Below are 15,696 nucleotides of genomic sequence, written 5' to 3' on the forward strand. Positions count from 1 at the left end.
ACTAAACCTAATATTGTGATGATGTGCTTTACACAATGTTAAACCTGAGGAAACTCTCATGACTAAGTTTACAGTTGCAATGTTTGCAAGCCTTGCAACCTTCATCGGGGCAAATACCTTTGCAGCAAGTGCCGAGCAAGAGTGTCAACAATTGAAAAATGACCATGATGTCATTTATGCATCTAAAGGTTTCTGCTTTAAAGATCCGGAAGCTAAGGCGAAGTTTGGCAATGATAATTGCTATACAACTAAACCAAAATTTTCAGAAAAAGAGCAACAACGACTTGACGCCATCAAAGATCGTCAGAAAGAATTGAACTGTAAATAATTACAGCAGACAATTACTTTTAAGGATTAGACATGCTTTACGATGATCAAAATATTTTTGCACGCATTATCCGCAATGAACTTCCTGCCATTAAAGTTTATGAAGATGATCAAGTTGTTGCGTTTATGGACATCATGCCACAAGCTGAAGGCCATACGTTGGTTATCCCTAAAACACCAGCTGTAACACTGCTTGACCTCGCACCAGAAGCTGCTGCTTACACCATTCAAATTGTGCAAAAAATTGCACAAGCTATGGAAAAAGCATTGGATATCAAAGGTGTTGTCCTCATGCAACTTTCAGGTGCCGCAGCAGGTCAAACCGTACCGCATGTGCATTTCCACTTAATTCCAACGTCAGTACATGAATTAGGTAAACATGCTTTACACATGGGTGATCAAGAAAAAATTAAGGTCTTGGCTGAAAAAATTAAAGCCGCACTTTAATTTAAATCATCTAAAATAAAATGGAGTTTAGGCTCCATTTTTTATAAGTCCATAATAATAAAAAATATTAGATCCAAATAAAAAAACCTTAATACGTCACCAAACTGTCATTTTTTCTTCACCGCACTGTCATATCCATTACAGATACTGCTTAGCAAGTTGGTTAGCTTCTGTAACTTTTTGTACTTAAGCAAACTAAAAAAGAGTCAAGCAAGGCTATCGCCATTAAGAACAGTGTTTTGGAGAAATCTCAATGAAAAAATTGCTTCTCGCTGCAGCAGTTACAACTTTAAGCTTAAGTGCAGCGCAAGCAGCACCAACTTTGTACGGTAAAGTGAATGTAAGTGTCGACAGCTACGATGATGGAAAAGATGACAAAGTAGAAGTCAATTCAAATGCTTCACGCCTTGGTGTTAAAGGGGAAGAGAAACTAACTGAGAAACTCTCAGCAGTTTACCAAGCTGAATGGGAAATTGATGTAGATGGCGGTGATGACGTATTTAAAAAACGTAATATTTTCGCTGGTTTAAAGTGGGCTAATCTAGGAACCTTAAAAGCAGGTATCATGGATACACCATTTAAAGATGCTGCTAATGGATACCGTGACGTATTTAATGACTATGCACATGCCGACATCAAAGAAATGATGTATGGTGAAGAACGTGTAGAAAATGTCATTGGGATTGAAACCGATCCTAAACTGATGGGTGGATTAGTATTTGCTCTTCAAGCTCAACAAGGTGAATCTACCAGCAGTACAGTAACTTATACTGACGGTGCTCGTGACAGCATTGGCGATGGTATCTCCACTTCACTTTCATATGCCAATAAAGACCTCGGCTTAGAAGGTGTTATTTCAGGAAACTTCAAATCTATAGGTGACTTCGCGGCTGTTGGCATTTCAAATGCTCCTGCTGACGCAATCCGTGTAGGTGCTTCTTTCGACCTAGGTAAAATTGGTGCGGCAGGCTTATTTTTAGGTGCGATGTGGCAAACTGCTGAAGTCTCTGATTATTTAGGTACTGAAACCTATCGTAATGTAGAAGAAAATGCATGGTTAATTTCAGCAACGTATAAGCTTGGAAATACACCTTGGTCTTTTAAAGCTCAATATCAAGAAGCTGACACTGACTGGACTACAGCTACAGTAACGGGCGATACCTCTGCAAAACAATGGGGTATTGGTGCAGATTATAAATTAAACAGCCAAACAAAATTATTCGCGAGTGCAGTACAACGCGAGTGGGACAACAAACGTACAAGCGCTGGAGCTGCTGCTGCAATTCCAAATGCTGACGAAAATGTTTATGGTTTAGGTATGGAAATCAAATTCTAAGTTCAAATGAATTAACAAAAGACCACCTAAAAGGTGGTCTTTTTTATTTCACAAAATCACACCAAATGCCGCAAAAAATCGACTGTTTTAAAAATATCTCCATCATTATTGTTATGCTTAAATGCAAAATTCTAATTAAAATAAAAATCAATCTCATTTGATAAACATTATCTTAAATGCCAGTTTTTAATAATACACAACTGTTTTAGTCAACTTTAAAATAATACTAAAGCATTTTCGTTGGTTTTACAAAAAACCAATACAAAGCATTTTACTCAACTTTAAAATCCTGAAATATTAGTTTAATTTTTGTTTAACCTGTTTTTTAAGTTGTTGTTTAAATTAAGTTAAATAATATATTTTTATTTTAAGTGTTCCAGCTATTTATTTTTATTATTGTTTTGTTAATAATAGATATTATGTTTCAAAATAGGCTTATGTAGATGAGCTTAATCCCCAAAGATTTCAATCAAAAATTAGTGCGAGAAATCACGATCATATTAATAATTAAGATCGTTCTCTTACTAACAATCAAACATATCTGGTTCGATGCTCCGACCATTCCTAAAAATTTTGACAATCAAGTTGCCGAGCATATTGCTGGCAGCCCTTCCCAAATCAAGGAGACACGTTGATGATTTCTGAAAGCGTGGTCGATCTTTCGCGGTTCCAATTTGCGATGACCGCGATGTATCATTTTATTTTTGTTCCACTGACTTTAGGTCTGGCTTTTATTCTTGCCATTATGGAAACCACGTATGTGATTTCTGGTAAAGAAATTTATAGAGACATGACTAAATTTTGGGGAAAACTCTTCGGTATTAACTTCGCTTTAGGGGTTACCACTGGCTTAACCATGGAATTCCAGTTTGGTACAAACTGGGCATATTATTCACATTATGTGGGTGATATTTTTGGTGCTCCACTTGCAATTGAAGGCCTGATGGCATTCTTCTTGGAGTCCACCTTTATTGGTTTATTCTTCTTCGGATGGGATCGACTTTCTAAAGCTCAACATTTAGCGGTCACTTGGCTGGTTGCTATTGGCTCCAATCTGTCTGCACTATGGATTTTAGTCGCCAATGGTTGGATGCAGAATCCAGTCGGTTCAGAATTTAACTATCAAACCATGCGTATGGAGTTAGTTGACTTTGGTGCCTTGATTTTCAACCCAGTCGCTCAAGTTAAGTTTGTACATACCGTTTCAGCCGGTTATGTGACGGGTGCTATTTTTGTACTTGCGATTTCAAGTTTCTACTTATTGAAAAAACGTGATGTCCCCTTTGCCCGTCGTTCGTTCGCAATTGCAGCCATCTTTGGTTTAGCATCTACACTATCGGTGATTTTACTGGGTGATGAATCTGGTTATGAAATTGGTGATGTGCAAAAAACTAAACTTGCATCAATTGAAGCAGAATGGGATACCCATCCTGCACCAGCACCATTTACTTTATTTGGTATTCCAAATAAAGAAACCATGACTACGGACTATGCAGTCAAAATCCCTTATCTCATGGGAATTATCGCAACACGTTCAACAACAAAAGAAGTAACGGGCATCAAAGACCTCGTTATTCAGCATGAAGCACGTATCCGTAATGGTATGGTTGCTTATGCACAATTAGAAAAACTTCGTGCTGGTGATCAATCCGCTGAGCTAAAAACAGCATTTAAACAATCTCAAAAAGACTTAGGCTATGGCTTACTTCTTAAGAAATACACACCAAATGTGGTTGATGCGACTGAAGCAAATATTAAAGCAGCCGCTTTAGACACCATTCCACATGTCCCAAGCTTATTCTGGGCTTTCCGTGCCATGGTGGCCTCTGGTTTCTTAATGTTGTTGTTATTTGCCCTTGCAACTTTTGCTGTAGCAAAACGCAATGCAGAAAGCAAACCGTGGTTACTTAAATTCGCTCTATTTGCCTTACCTTTACCATGGGTTGCAGCGCAAACGGGTTGGTATGTTGCTGAAGTAGGTCGTCAACCTTGGACGATTGGTGAAGTTTTACCTACACATCTCTCTACTTCTTCATTAAGTACTGGCGATGTTTGGGGTTCAATCATTGCACTTGCAGCATTCTATACAGTACTTCTTATTATTGAGATGTACTTGATGATCAAATTCTCTCGTTTAGGTCCAAGTTCGTTACATACAGGTAAATATCATTTCGAGAAATTAGCAGCAAAAGATAATGCAAATCACGCTAAAGTTGAGGAGCCTCAATCATGATCGAATATGAACTTCTCAAAATCATCTGGTGGGTGTTGGTTGGTGTCTTACTGATTGGTTTTGCACTTACAGATGGTTTTGATATGGGCTCAATGGCACTCATGCCATTTGTAGGAAAAACAGATGATGAACGTCGTGCTGCAATCAACACGATTGCACCACACTGGGAAGGCAACCAAGTTTGGTTCGTGACCGCTGGTGGAGCACTATTTGCTGCTTGGCCAATGGTTTATGCCACTGCTTTCTCGGGCATGTACTGGGCACTACTACTGGTCTTATTTGCTTTATTTTTAAGACCTGTAGGCTTTGATTACCGCTCTAAACTGCAAAATACACAATGGCGTACGTCTTGGGATTGGGGTTTAGCCATTGGTGGTGCAGTTCCTGCTTTAGTGTTTGGTGTCGCATTTGGCAACATGTTCCTTGGCGTACCTTTTACATTAGATGAAACTGTCCGTTCAACCTACACAGGTAGCTTCTTCGCCCTACTCAATCCCTTTGCTTTAGTTTGTGGTTTAGTCAGCTTATCGATGCTGTGTGCGCATGGTGGTGCATGGCTCATGCTTCGTACCGATGGTGTTTTGCGTCAACGCTCTGCAAAAGCAACTCAAATTATGGGCATCGTATACTTAATTTGCTTCTTAGGCGCAGGTGCATGGTTATACTTCGGTGGTATTGAAGGCTATACATTAGTACAACCTTTTGATACCAATGGTGTAGCCAACCCATTAGCAAAAGAAGTACTCACCAATGGCAACCACGGTTGGATGAACAACTATTCAACCTATCCAATCACTATGCTTGCTCCAATTGCTGCAGTTTTGGGTGGATTACTGATTGTCTTGGCTGCTGGTAAAAATAAAGCGGGGCTTAGCTTTACAGGCTCCACTTTAGCCGTAACAGGTTCCATCTTAACGGCTGGTTTTGCACTATTCCCATTCCTCATGCCATCAAGCATTAATCCAACCGTAAGTTTGACCATGTGGGATGCTGTTTCAAGTCAAAATACACTTACTGTGATGACTGTTGTCGCGGGTATTTTTGTCCCACTCATTATAGTTTACACCACTTGGTGCTACTATAAGATGTGGGGTGTAATTACCAATAAACACGTTCAAGATAACTCACACAGCCTTTATTAAGGTTGTGTCTACAAGAAATAAGGAGAATAGTTATGTGGTATTTCGCTTGGATTCTTGGCATCTTGATGGCGTGTTTTGCAGGTGTACTCAGTGCTCTTTACATTGAACACAATCAAGATTTAGATGAGGAATAGAAAATGACGGAAGTGGCAGTGACAACAACAGAAAAAAAGCCGAATAGATTTGCAATGGCCCTCTCATTTTTGTTGGCATTGCCTCTTGCTGCTATTTTACTCATCCATCCTGCTGCAATGTTGGATGCCAATGGTGAATACAGCCATCGAGCCATGATGTTTATTATGATTGGTATTTCAGGTGGTTTTATTCACGGTGTCGGTTTTATTCCAAAGTTTTGGTTATGGAAATGGTTATTTAGCCCTTTCATTGCATGGCCACTCATGCTTTGGGGCTACTACACTTGGCTCCTCGCTTAAAATCAAAAAGCCCTTAATTTATTAAGGGCTTTTTTTTACCATAATTATTGCGTCATTAACGGTGACTATGAATCGACATCACAATTCCCATACTGGCAAGCATGGAAATTACAGCGGTTCCACCATAACTCATCAATGGTAATGGATCACCTGTCACAGGAAGAATACCACTCACCATTCCTGAACTTAAGAACACAAAAAAGAAGAAAGTCAGCCCAATCGCACCCGCAAATAAACGCCCAAAGTTATGAAAGCTATTCATTCCGATCATTAAACAACGAATAATAATGGCAGCAAATAAACTAATTAACAGAAACACCCCAATAAAACCGAACTCTTCTGCATAAGTCGACATAATAAAATCGGTATGATGTTCAGGCAAGTAACCTAAGTGTGATTGCGTTCCCTCAAGGTAGCCTTTACCTGTTAAGCCGCCAGAGCCAATTGCAATTTTGGATTGAATAATATTCCAACCTGCCCCCAAAGCATCAGATTCTGGGTCAAACAAAGTCAACACACGCTTTTTTTGATACTCTTGCAACACGAACATCCAAAGTGCAGGTGCTGCAACCGCAAATGCTGAAAGCGCACCTACAATCAATTTCCAAGACATACCACTTAAAAATAAAACAAAGATGCCCGGAATGATCAGACCAATATTCAAGTCAGGCTGCAAAGCCACAAGTACAAAAGGAATGATCATCAGCACTAAAGCGATAATAATATCTAAGAACTTAGGTGGAAATGGACGACGCGAAAAATACCATGCCATCATCAAAGGCATTGCAAACTTCATAAATTCACTGGGTTGCATGCTGCCAATGCCCGGTAGACTAATCCACCTTTTTGCCCCCATACGAGTTTCACCAATGACCAGTACCATCACCAGCATAAAAAGGGCAAATATATAAAAATAAGGGCTAACCGCTTGATAAACTTTTGGTGGAATTTGCGCGCAGATAAACAGGGCGATAAAACCAACACCAAAACTAATGGCTTGACGAAGCACCATTTGTGAATCTTGAGCTGATGCGCTGTAAATAACCATCAAACCCAACGCGGCATTCAGAACTAAAAAGCATAATAACCAAGGGTCTAAATGCCATTTTTTCCATTTAGATGAATCATTTTTAATGCTTCTACCATCACGTAAAGAGTGACGTAAAAAACGATACTGAGGTGATGGTATCATTTGAAATATTTGAATGTGTAGATAAGATGGCAAAGTATAAATTTAAAGCCCCAGAGATAATACATCTGGCGCCATTTTTTATTTTATTTTTGTGAAGCTAAAATTAATTTAGCCAGTTCTAAATCATCGGCATAAGTAATTTTAATATTATCTGAACGACCTTGCACCACTTTCACCGTTTCACCTATATGCTCTAAAGCACTGGCTTCATCCGTAATCGTAATACCATCCTGTAATGCTTTCTCAATGGCATACTTCAACATGCCTAACTTTGAAAGTTGCGGAGTCTGTGCTTGCCATAAATGCTCACGACTCACAGTCCTATCAATATTATCGTGCTGTGCCACAAATTTTAAAGTATCACGGACTGGAATGGCTAAAATTGCACTACAATCCTCTTGAATAGCCATATGCACCAAACGATTCAAACACTCTTGAGTAACGCATGGACGTGCAGCATCATGTACAAAAACCAAATCATCAGCTGAAGCTATTCGACTCAAATAAGTCAATGCATTCAGCACAGAATGAACACGCTCTGCACCGCCCACACAAAAATGAGCTTTATCCAACTGAACAAAATTTAATGTTTTAGCAACTGAATCATCTTCACTTATCGCCAACACATAACCCAATATAGGCAATTGATTCAAACGACTCACCGTATGTTCTAATACAGTCTGACCTTGAATCATTTGATACTGTTTAAGTTCAGTTTTAGAAAAACGACTTCCAGAACCTGCCGCAGGAATAACCGCCCAAATTTTATGGTGCATTTACAGGCACTTCTTCTTGGCCATCTTCATTGGTTCTTAAATCTATTTTTGCATTTGGATCAATATAAATCGGCTTATACTGCGTTCCAATCATGCTCATTTGCACAAACGTTTCATTTGGCTTAACCAAACCTAAATCTAAACGTGCATGCTCTTCAATCGCTTCAATGCCATTTTTTAAATCATACACTTCAGCAGCCAGAACACGATTACGTTCTTTTAATTCCGTATTTATTTCTGTTTGTTGTTGAATTTTTTGGGCTAATTTTTGATGATCATGATAACCACCTTCGCCAAACCAGAATAAGTACTGAAACCCTGCGATCAAAATGATCGCAAGGCCCAATAATACTTTACTCGCAGCGGAGTTAAATATACTTAACATAAATAGCATTCAGTCGCTTAGTTCAAACCTTTGAATTCAGCTTTACCGCGATACGCTGCATGAGTCAACTCTTCAATACGAAGTAATTGGTTATATTTTGCAACACGATCAGAACGGCACAGTGAACCTGTCTTGATTTGACCAGCCGCAGTACCCACAGCAAGATCTGCAATCGTAGAATCTTCAGTTTCGCCTGAACGGTGTGAAATTACTGTAGAGTAACCATTTGCTTTCGCAAGATAAATTGCATCTAAAGTTTCGGTCAACGTACCAATTTGGTTGTATTTGATTAAAATAGAGTTACCTACTTTCTCATTAATACCACGCTGAAGGATTTTCGGGTTTGTAACGAACAAGTCATCACCCACCAACTGGATTTTGTCGCCAAGGATAGACGTCAAATAAGACCAACCTTCCCAATCTGACTCATCCAAACCATCTTCAATTGAGATAATTGGATATTGGTTTACAAGACCCGCTAAATAGTCAGAGAACTGGTTGCTTGTGAATGCTTTATTGCCTTCACCTGCAAGGATGTATTGACCATTTTTGTAGAATTCTGAAGATGCACAGTCAAGCGCAAGCATAATGTCAGAACCAGCTTTGTAACCTGTTTGACCAATAGCTTCAAGAATAACAGTGATTGCTTCTTCGTTTGAACGCAAGTTCGGTGCAAAACCACCTTCATCACCTACAGCAGTGTTTAAACCTTTTTTGTTTAAAACTGATTTTAGAGAATGGAAGATTTCAGCACCTGCACGTAATGCTTCAGAGAATGAAGTAAAGCCTACTGGCTCAATCATAAACTCCTGAATATCAACATTATTATCTGCATGTGAACCACCATTGATGATGTTCATCATTGGTACAGGCATAGTCAAAATCGTTTGACCACGTAAGTCTGCGATATATTGGAACAAAGGAATTTTCTTTTCGTCAGCCGCAGCACGCGCAACAGCTAAAGAAACAGCTAAAGTTGCATTTGCACCCAATTTTTCTTTGTTTTCAGTACCATCAAGATCAATCATCTTTTGGTCGATTTCTTTTTGCTCAAATACAGAAGTACCGATTAAAAGATCACGAATCAACGTATTTACGTTGTTTACTGCAGTGCGAACACCTTTACCTAAGTAACGTGCTTTGTCGCCGTCACGAAGTTCTAAAGCTTCACGAGAACCAGTTGAAGCACCAGATGGTGCACATGCACGGCCAACTACGCCAGATGCTAAGATAACGTCTGCTTCGATGGTTGGGTTACCACGAGAGTCCAAAATTTCACGTGCACGAATGTCAACGATTTGACTCATGAACAATTCCTCAGTTGATTGAATAACTAGATGCTATTTAAAGCATCAATGAGTATCTAACTTTTTGAATCCTTTAACCAAAGTATCCAATTCTTTTAATTGCGCCAAGAACGGCTCAAGTTGTGACATACGAAGTGCGCATGGGCCGTCACATTTTGCATGTTCTGGATCTGGATGTGCCTCTAGGAACAAACCAGCCAAACCTGTCGCCATACCTGCGCGTGCAAGTGTCGTGATTTGCGCACGACGACCGCCTGCCGAATCCGCTCGACCACCAGGGGTTTGCAGCGCATGGGTCACATCAAAAAACACAGGGACATTCATTTCTTTCATGTGGTCGAAGCCAAGCATGTCTACAACAAGATTGTTATAGCCAAATGCTGAACCACGTTCACAGAGAATAAGCTTGTCATTTCCAGCTTCTAAACATTTATTTAGAATATGGCGCATCTCGTGCGGTGCGAGGAACTGTGCTTTTTTAATATTAATAATGGCATCTGTTTTTGCCATCGCTTCAACAAGGTCAGTCTGACGACTTAAAAAAGCAGGAAGCTGAATAATATCAGCAACTTCAGCTACAGGTGCGGCTTGGTAAGGCTCATGTACATCGGTAATGATCGGTACATTGAAGTGTTTTTTAATGTCTGCTAACCACTCAAGACCTTTTTCCAAACCTGGACCACGGAAAGAATTCAAGCTGGAGCGATTGGCTTTATCAAAGCTTGCTTTAAAAACATAGGGAATATCTAAACGTGTGCAGATATCCACATAGGTTTCAGCAATTTCAAAAGCAAGATCTTTAGATTCAAGTACGTTCATGCCGCCGAATAGTACAAATGGCAAGTGGTTTGCCATTTGTATATCGCCTAAACGTACAATTTCTTGTGGTTTTAATTGTGACATTTAAACTTTCCTAGTTTATTCCCAGACCATTGTTACTTGGTTTTTTGATACTGTTTTTTAGCAGCGTCAATAAAGCTAGCAAATAACGGATGTCCATCACGTGGTGAACTTGTAAATTCCGGATGGAATTGTACAGCAATAAACCAAGGATGTTGAGGAATTTCAACAGTTTCTACTAAGTGTTGTACTGGTGAATAACCTGAAATTTTCATCCCTGCTTCTTCAAGCGCTGGAATGAAACGGTTGTTCATTTCGTAACGATGGCGGTGACGTTCAATAATTTCCGCACTACCATACACTTCACAAGTCTTTGTACCTGCAACCAATTCAGATTTTTGAGCACCCAGACGCATGGTTCCACCAAGGTCAGATTCAACACTACGCTGCTGAACTTCACCGCGCTCATCCAGCCATTCAGTAATTAAACCAATGAGTGGTGATTTCGTTGAACGATTAAATTCAGTAGACGTTGCATCCGTAATACCAGCAACATGACGCGCATACTCAATAACAGCAAGCTGCATGCCCAAACAGATTCCAAGGAATGGAACACCATTTTCACGGGCAAATTGAATTGCTTTCATTTTGCCTTCAGTACCACGTTCACCAAAACCACCTGGAACAAGGATTGCATCCGCATCTTTCAATACATCGCTTACATCTTGGCTTTCTAACTCTTCAGCATTGACATAGTCAATTTGAATTTTAACGCGGTTTTTAATACCCGCATGTAGAAGTGCTTCATTTACAGATTTATAGGCATCTGGAAGTTCAACATATTTACCCACCATTGCAACACGTACTGTGTATTCTGGATTAAGTAAAGCATCTACCACATTATCCCAATCTGTTAAATCAGCTTCAGGAAGGTCGTTATAACCAAAACGCTCACAAATCAAATCATCAACATTTTGTTCATAGAAGGTACGTGGGATTTGATAAATAGAACGCGCATCCTTACACACCACAACCGCACGTGCTTCTACGTTAGTAAATAGCGCAATTTTACGGGTTGTATCAGCATCAACATCATATTCTGTACGACAGATTAAGATATCTGGCTGAATACCAATCGACAATAGCTCTTTAACAGAGTGCTGTGTTGGTTTGGTTTTTAATTCAGCCGCAGATTTAATGTATGGAAGCAAAGTTAAATGCATGAGCATGGTACGTTTATGACCCAGCTCAACCATTAATTGACGTACAGCTTCCATAAATGGGAGAGATTCAATATCACCTACTGTGCCGCCAATTTCTACAATTGCAACGTCGTAGCCTTCACCTGCGCGAAGAACACGTTCTTTAATATTATCCGTAATATGTGGAATAACCTGAACTGTACCGCCAAGATAATCACCACGACGTTCTTTATTTAAAACATCTTGGTATACACGGCCAGAAGTAAAGTTATTCAATTTGGTCATTTTCGCACGACGTAAGAAACGTTCGTAATAACCCAAATCTAGGTCAGTTTCAGCACCATCCTCTGTGACAAAGACTTCACCATGCTGGAATGGGCTCATTGTCCCTGGATCGACATTAATGTATGGATCCATTTTGACCATGGTTACTTTTAAACCACGGGCTTCTAAAAGTGCAGCAACTGAAGCAGCTGAAATACCTTTACCTAGTGATGAAACTACACCACCAGTCACGAAAATAAAATGGGTCATTGGGTTTCTCGTACAATCGAGCCTAAATCGGCCTACAATGTTGCGCAATTTTACTTTACTCTGTACCAATAAAGCAAAGTCAATCCGCATCAATTCATAGAACAACAAACAATTGGCTATTCTATCAGCATTTCCGATAAAAAATTAGAGGGGTTGCAGAGGATTTTTATATTCGTATTTGCTGTTATAATGCTGACATCCTATTAATGCTTTATTTTGTGCAATTATGAATAAAAAACTTTTAATTTGTGGTGCTATCGCAGCAGGTTTATTATTAACAGCGTGTGTAAAAAAAGAAGCCCCGAAAGAAGATGAATCAGAACAAGCTGCAACAACTGAGCAAGTGACTGAACCGGTACAAGCAGAACCTTTAACTCCAGTTGAAAGCAACCAAATCGAAATTCCTACGCATGTAGAAGTTGAACGCCACGAAACAGCAAATACAACGACAGAGATTCGTCGTGAAGTAAGTGAACCTCAGGTAGTTGAAACAAAACCTACTGAAAGCAAACCTACTGCAAAAGCTGAGGCACCAAAAGCAGAAGACAAACCAACTCAAGCCACTCAACAAAAACCGAGTAATACACCTCAGTCGGAAGATGATGCTGTTGCTGCTGCCATTGCTGCTGCCACGCCTGCACTTGAAAACTAAGTTCATTTTTGAAATGCAAAAACCCAGTGCAATCACTGGGTTTTTATTTAAGAGTAGATCTATATTATATAAGAATGAATCACGATTGAATTTTTCAAATAAATCTAAGTTCATTCACGAATAAATACAGCCAAAAACACAGACCAATTTATGAAATAAAAATGTAAATCCACATCACGATCAAAAAATTAACGATTATATTGATTCATTAAGTAGGATTAATAAAATAAAAGTACACCACCATAACAGCCAAAATAAACATTGATAGCAATAAATACGTATTTACGGTATTAAAGCTTTTAATAAATTTCACAATTTCCACGATACTAATCCAAATCTACTATTAAAGTCATACATGCTATTTTATTAATATATGATTACATATATCCAAATAAATTAAAACTGATTCATTTCAAGTCTTTTATTCTATTGAGATAAATTCCGCTCAACATATTTAAAGACGAAACAAAATACTGGTCTAAAAAATATTGTGAGCCAACGCATGCTGACATTAATAATATCATTACCAAACAATCAGGTGATCGCTTTTAGGCTACAATACGTACGCTTTTCACCCATGTTGTTTAATAGATGATAAAAAAATGTTGTGATTTATTAGAGAGCAATCATTTAAAGATTGCCTTTATTGAAAGCGCAAGCTCAGGCTATCTTTCAAGCCAATTTTCGATTTATAAAAATAGTGGTGCAGAAATATTACTGGGTGGTTTAGTGAGCTACGACCCTTCCACAAAAGTCAATATCCTCAAAATTGAGCCAGCTTTCATTGAAAAATATACTGCTGAATCCGCTGAAGTCACTGAAGCAATGGCTATTCACGGGAAAATATTATTTACACAAGCAGATATAATCGTGGCTTGTACTGGGTTACTTAAACCCGGTGGTAGTGCAACAGAAATAAAACCTGAAGGTACATTTTTTATCTCAATTTTATATTTAAATGAGATCTATAATTTTCATTATTTTATTGATGGAACACCATCAGAAAGACTAGCCGTCTTAACCGAATATATTGCAAAAGACATCATAAAAATGATTGAGGAAATCTAGCTATGTTGAAACTCAAAACCAGTTTGCTCAGTTTAATATTTCTGCCCTGCACCAGTTTTGCAACGGTAAGTGGACCGCAAAATATAGAAATATTAGGCTATGATCATCAAGACCAAAAAGTCTACTTACTCAAACATTATGAAGATGGTCGTGGTCGTCTACCACAACTCTATTATTATCAATTTAAGAACAATCAACATCCTGAAAAGCTCATTCAAGTCAACTCACTCTACATCAACCCTAAAACCCAAAAAATTGATTATGATCAAGATAACCATTTGTTTAATCAAAAAATTAATAAAATTAAAAACCGCCTTCAACCACTTACAACTCTGTCTAAAAATACCATCAAAATTCAAGTATTAAATAAAACCACATCGAAAGAAAAGTCATGGTATGACCCAAATAAATACATCCCTAAATATACTTATACATATCAGTTAACAAATAAAAATTTAAAAAGCCAAATACATCAAGCGATAGATTATCGCCAAGGCTTGAGTATCTCTCAAGCGTATAAAATCCCTAATCAACAGAAAGTGATCGCCACTGTGAAATACTTAGGTCTTCCTTTTGAAACGGGTTATACCATAGAAGATCCTGTTTTATTGATGCCTAAAAAATAAAGCCTCCGAAGAGGCTTTATTAAAACTTTGAGCAACTTACGCAGCACTACGCTCTTCAATTGGCACAACTTTACGCAGTTCAGGACCTGTATAATCCGCACTTGGACGAATAATACGGTTATCAGCACGCTGCTCCATCACATGTGCTGCCCAACCTGTAACGCGGCTCATCACAAAGATTGGCGTAAACAGTTTAGTTGCTATATCCATAAAGTGATAAGCCGAAGCATGGAAAAAGTCAGCATTACAGAATAATTTTTTCTCACGCCACATTACTTCTTCACAACGCACAGATACTGGATAAAGTACCGTATCGCCCACATCTTTCGCCAAGCGTTCTGCCCATATTTTGATAATGCCATTGCGTGGATCATTATCTTTATAAATGGCATGGCCAAAGCCCATGATCTTTTCTTTACGCTCAAGTTTACCCAACATTTCACGTTCAGCTTCGTCGGCAGAAGTCCAGTTTTCAATCATTTCCATGGCAGCTTCATTGGCACCACCATGCAATGGACCACGCAGCGAACCAATCGCACCCGTAATACATGAATGCATATCGGACAATGTTGACGCGCATACACGTGCAGTAAATGTCGATGCATTAAATTCATGTTCTGCATACAGAATGAGTGAGACATTCATCACCTGTTCATGCAATTCATTCGGTTTTTCGCCACGCAGCAAATGCAGAAATTGCGCACCGATTGAATCATCATCGGTATTTTCTTCAATACGCACGCCATCATGGCTAAAACGATACCAATAACAAATAATGGCAGGTAAAGTTGCTAAAATACGATCTGCAACATCTTGCTGTTCAGCAAATGATTTTTCAGTTTCCAAGTTACCCAGCATTGAAACACCTGTACGCATCACATCCATTGGATGCGAATCCGCAGGAATACGCTCTAATACTTCTTTTAATGCTTGTGGCAATTGACGCAGCGATTTTAATTTCGCTTTATAGGTTGCAAGTTGTTCCGCAGTCGGTAACTCACCAAAGAAAATAAGATATGCAACTTCTTCAAATTGGCAATTTTCAGCCAAGTCTTGCACATCGTATCCACGATAAGTTAAACCAGCACCACTTTTACCTACAGTCGAAAGCGCTGTTTTACCTGCAACTTGTCCACGCAATCCTGCGCCTGAGAGTATTTTTCCTTCAGCCATTTTTTTAATTCTCCATGTTGAA

At 38.9% G+C, this 15,696-nt stretch carries 18 protein-coding genes; 11 read left to right on the plus strand and 7 right to left on the minus strand.

What is annotated here, in order from left to right:
• The first annotated feature begins 58 nt into the window (after nt 1-58).
• The 8 genes from BLV99_RS03200 to BLV99_RS03235 all read left to right on the plus strand — a co-directional run bounded on the left by BLV99_RS03200 (nt 59) and on the right by BLV99_RS03235 (nt 5,919).
• A complete protein-coding gene (locus BLV99_RS03200; RefSeq protein WP_086163954.1) occupies nt 59-328 on the plus strand; it encodes a YARHG domain-containing protein in 270 nt (89 codons plus the stop codon).
• Between the two features lie 32 nt (nt 329-360).
• Complete coding sequence (locus tag BLV99_RS03205) at nt 361-774, plus strand: HIT family protein (protein WP_086185738.1); 414 nt, start codon at nt 361-363, stop codon at nt 772-774.
• Nucleotides 775-1,027: 253 nt separating this feature from the next.
• Nucleotides 1,028-2,110 (plus strand): porin, encoded by a 1,083-nt coding sequence (locus BLV99_RS03210; protein WP_092687676.1) that lies wholly within the window; start codon nt 1,028-1,030, stop codon nt 2,108-2,110.
• A 443-nt stretch (nt 2,111-2,553) separates the two neighbouring features.
• Nucleotides 2,554-2,745 (plus strand): cytochrome oxidase putative small subunit CydP, encoded by a 192-nt coding sequence (gene cydP, locus BLV99_RS03215; protein WP_004651836.1) that lies wholly within the window; start codon nt 2,554-2,556, stop codon nt 2,743-2,745.
• Nucleotides 2,745-4,343, plus strand: coding sequence for a cytochrome ubiquinol oxidase subunit I (locus tag BLV99_RS03220; RefSeq protein ID WP_092687679.1), 1,599 nt, complete (start codon nt 2,745-2,747; stop codon nt 4,341-4,343). The genes cydP and BLV99_RS03220 overlap by 1 nt, the downstream gene beginning before the upstream one ends.
• On the plus strand, nt 4,340-5,485 hold the full coding sequence (gene cydB, locus BLV99_RS03225; protein WP_092687682.1) for a cytochrome d ubiquinol oxidase subunit II: 1,146 nt from the start codon (nt 4,340-4,342) through the stop codon (nt 5,483-5,485). Before BLV99_RS03220 ends, cydB begins: the two co-directional genes overlap by 4 nt.
• Nucleotides 5,486-5,517: 32 nt before the next feature.
• Nucleotides 5,518-5,619 carry a cytochrome bd-I oxidase subunit CydX gene (gene cydX / locus BLV99_RS03230; RefSeq protein ID WP_004651833.1) on the plus strand — a complete coding sequence of 34 codons (102 nt, stop codon included), beginning with the start codon at nt 5,518-5,520 and terminating at the stop codon, nt 5,617-5,619.
• Between the two features lie 3 nt (nt 5,620-5,622).
• Entirely contained in the window at nt 5,623-5,919 is a 297-nt protein-coding gene (locus tag BLV99_RS03235; RefSeq protein WP_086163959.1) for a cyd operon YbgE family protein, read from the plus strand.
• A gap of 55 nt (nt 5,920-5,974) precedes the next feature.
• Here the strand turns inward: BLV99_RS03235 and rodA are convergent, their stop codons facing one another.
• The 6 genes from rodA to BLV99_RS03265 all read right to left on the minus strand — a co-directional run bounded on the left by rodA (nt 5,975) and on the right by BLV99_RS03265 (nt 12,155).
• Complete coding sequence (gene rodA / locus BLV99_RS03240; RefSeq protein WP_086185733.1) at nt 5,975-7,111, minus strand: rod shape-determining protein RodA; 1,137 nt, start codon at nt 7,109-7,111, stop codon at nt 5,975-5,977.
• Nucleotides 7,112-7,194: 83 nt separating this feature from the next.
• Nucleotides 7,195-7,887 carry a 2-C-methyl-D-erythritol 4-phosphate cytidylyltransferase gene (gene ispD / locus BLV99_RS03245; protein WP_092687685.1) on the minus strand — a complete coding sequence of 231 codons (693 nt, stop codon included), beginning with the start codon at nt 7,885-7,887 and terminating at the stop codon, nt 7,195-7,197.
• Nucleotides 7,877-8,272 (minus strand): cell division protein FtsB, encoded by a 396-nt coding sequence (gene ftsB / locus BLV99_RS03250; protein ID WP_086163962.1) that lies wholly within the window; start codon nt 8,270-8,272, stop codon nt 7,877-7,879. Before ftsB ends, ispD begins: the two co-directional genes overlap by 11 nt.
• Nucleotides 8,273-8,289: 17 nt before the next feature.
• Nucleotides 8,290-9,579 carry a phosphopyruvate hydratase gene (eno, locus tag BLV99_RS03255; RefSeq protein ID WP_086185731.1) on the minus strand — a complete coding sequence of 430 codons (1,290 nt, stop codon included), beginning with the start codon at nt 9,577-9,579 and terminating at the stop codon, nt 8,290-8,292.
• A gap of 45 nt (nt 9,580-9,624) precedes the next feature.
• On the minus strand, nt 9,625-10,482 hold the full coding sequence (gene kdsA / locus BLV99_RS03260; RefSeq protein ID WP_004651826.1) for a 3-deoxy-8-phosphooctulonate synthase: 858 nt from the start codon (nt 10,480-10,482) through the stop codon (nt 9,625-9,627).
• 32 nt (nt 10,483-10,514) lie between these two features.
• Nucleotides 10,515-12,155, minus strand: a complete 1,641-nt coding sequence (locus tag BLV99_RS03265; protein ID WP_092687688.1) for a CTP synthase — start codon at nt 12,153-12,155, stop codon at nt 10,515-10,517.
• Between the two features lie 226 nt (nt 12,156-12,381).
• Here BLV99_RS03265 and BLV99_RS03270 point away from each other — a divergent pair, with 226 nt between their 5' ends.
• The 3 genes from BLV99_RS03270 to BLV99_RS03280 all read left to right on the plus strand — a co-directional run bounded on the left by BLV99_RS03270 (nt 12,382) and on the right by BLV99_RS03280 (nt 14,501).
• Nucleotides 12,382-12,807: an internalin gene (locus BLV99_RS03270; protein WP_086185729.1), complete on the plus strand. Its 426-nt coding sequence runs from the start codon at nt 12,382-12,384 to the stop codon at nt 12,805-12,807.
• Nucleotides 12,808-13,398: 591 nt separating this feature from the next.
• Nucleotides 13,399-13,875 (plus strand): CinA family protein, encoded by a 477-nt coding sequence (locus BLV99_RS03275; RefSeq protein ID WP_086183296.1) that lies wholly within the window; start codon nt 13,399-13,401, stop codon nt 13,873-13,875.
• A 2-nt stretch (nt 13,876-13,877) separates the two neighbouring features.
• Nucleotides 13,878-14,501, plus strand: a complete 624-nt coding sequence (locus tag BLV99_RS03280; protein WP_086183297.1) for an aminotransferase — start codon at nt 13,878-13,880, stop codon at nt 14,499-14,501.
• A 36-nt stretch (nt 14,502-14,537) separates the two neighbouring features.
• Here the strand turns inward: BLV99_RS03280 and prpC are convergent, their stop codons facing one another.
• Nucleotides 14,538-15,674, minus strand: coding sequence for a bifunctional 2-methylcitrate synthase/citrate synthase (prpC, locus tag BLV99_RS03285; RefSeq protein WP_092687692.1), 1,137 nt, complete (start codon nt 15,672-15,674; stop codon nt 14,538-14,540).
• Nucleotides 15,675-15,696 lie beyond the last annotated feature (22 nt).

Origin of the sequence: Acinetobacter kyonggiensis, from assembly GCF_900107285.1 — a bacterium.
Taxonomy (GTDB): domain Bacteria; phylum Pseudomonadota; class Gammaproteobacteria; order Pseudomonadales; family Moraxellaceae; genus Acinetobacter; species Acinetobacter kyonggiensis.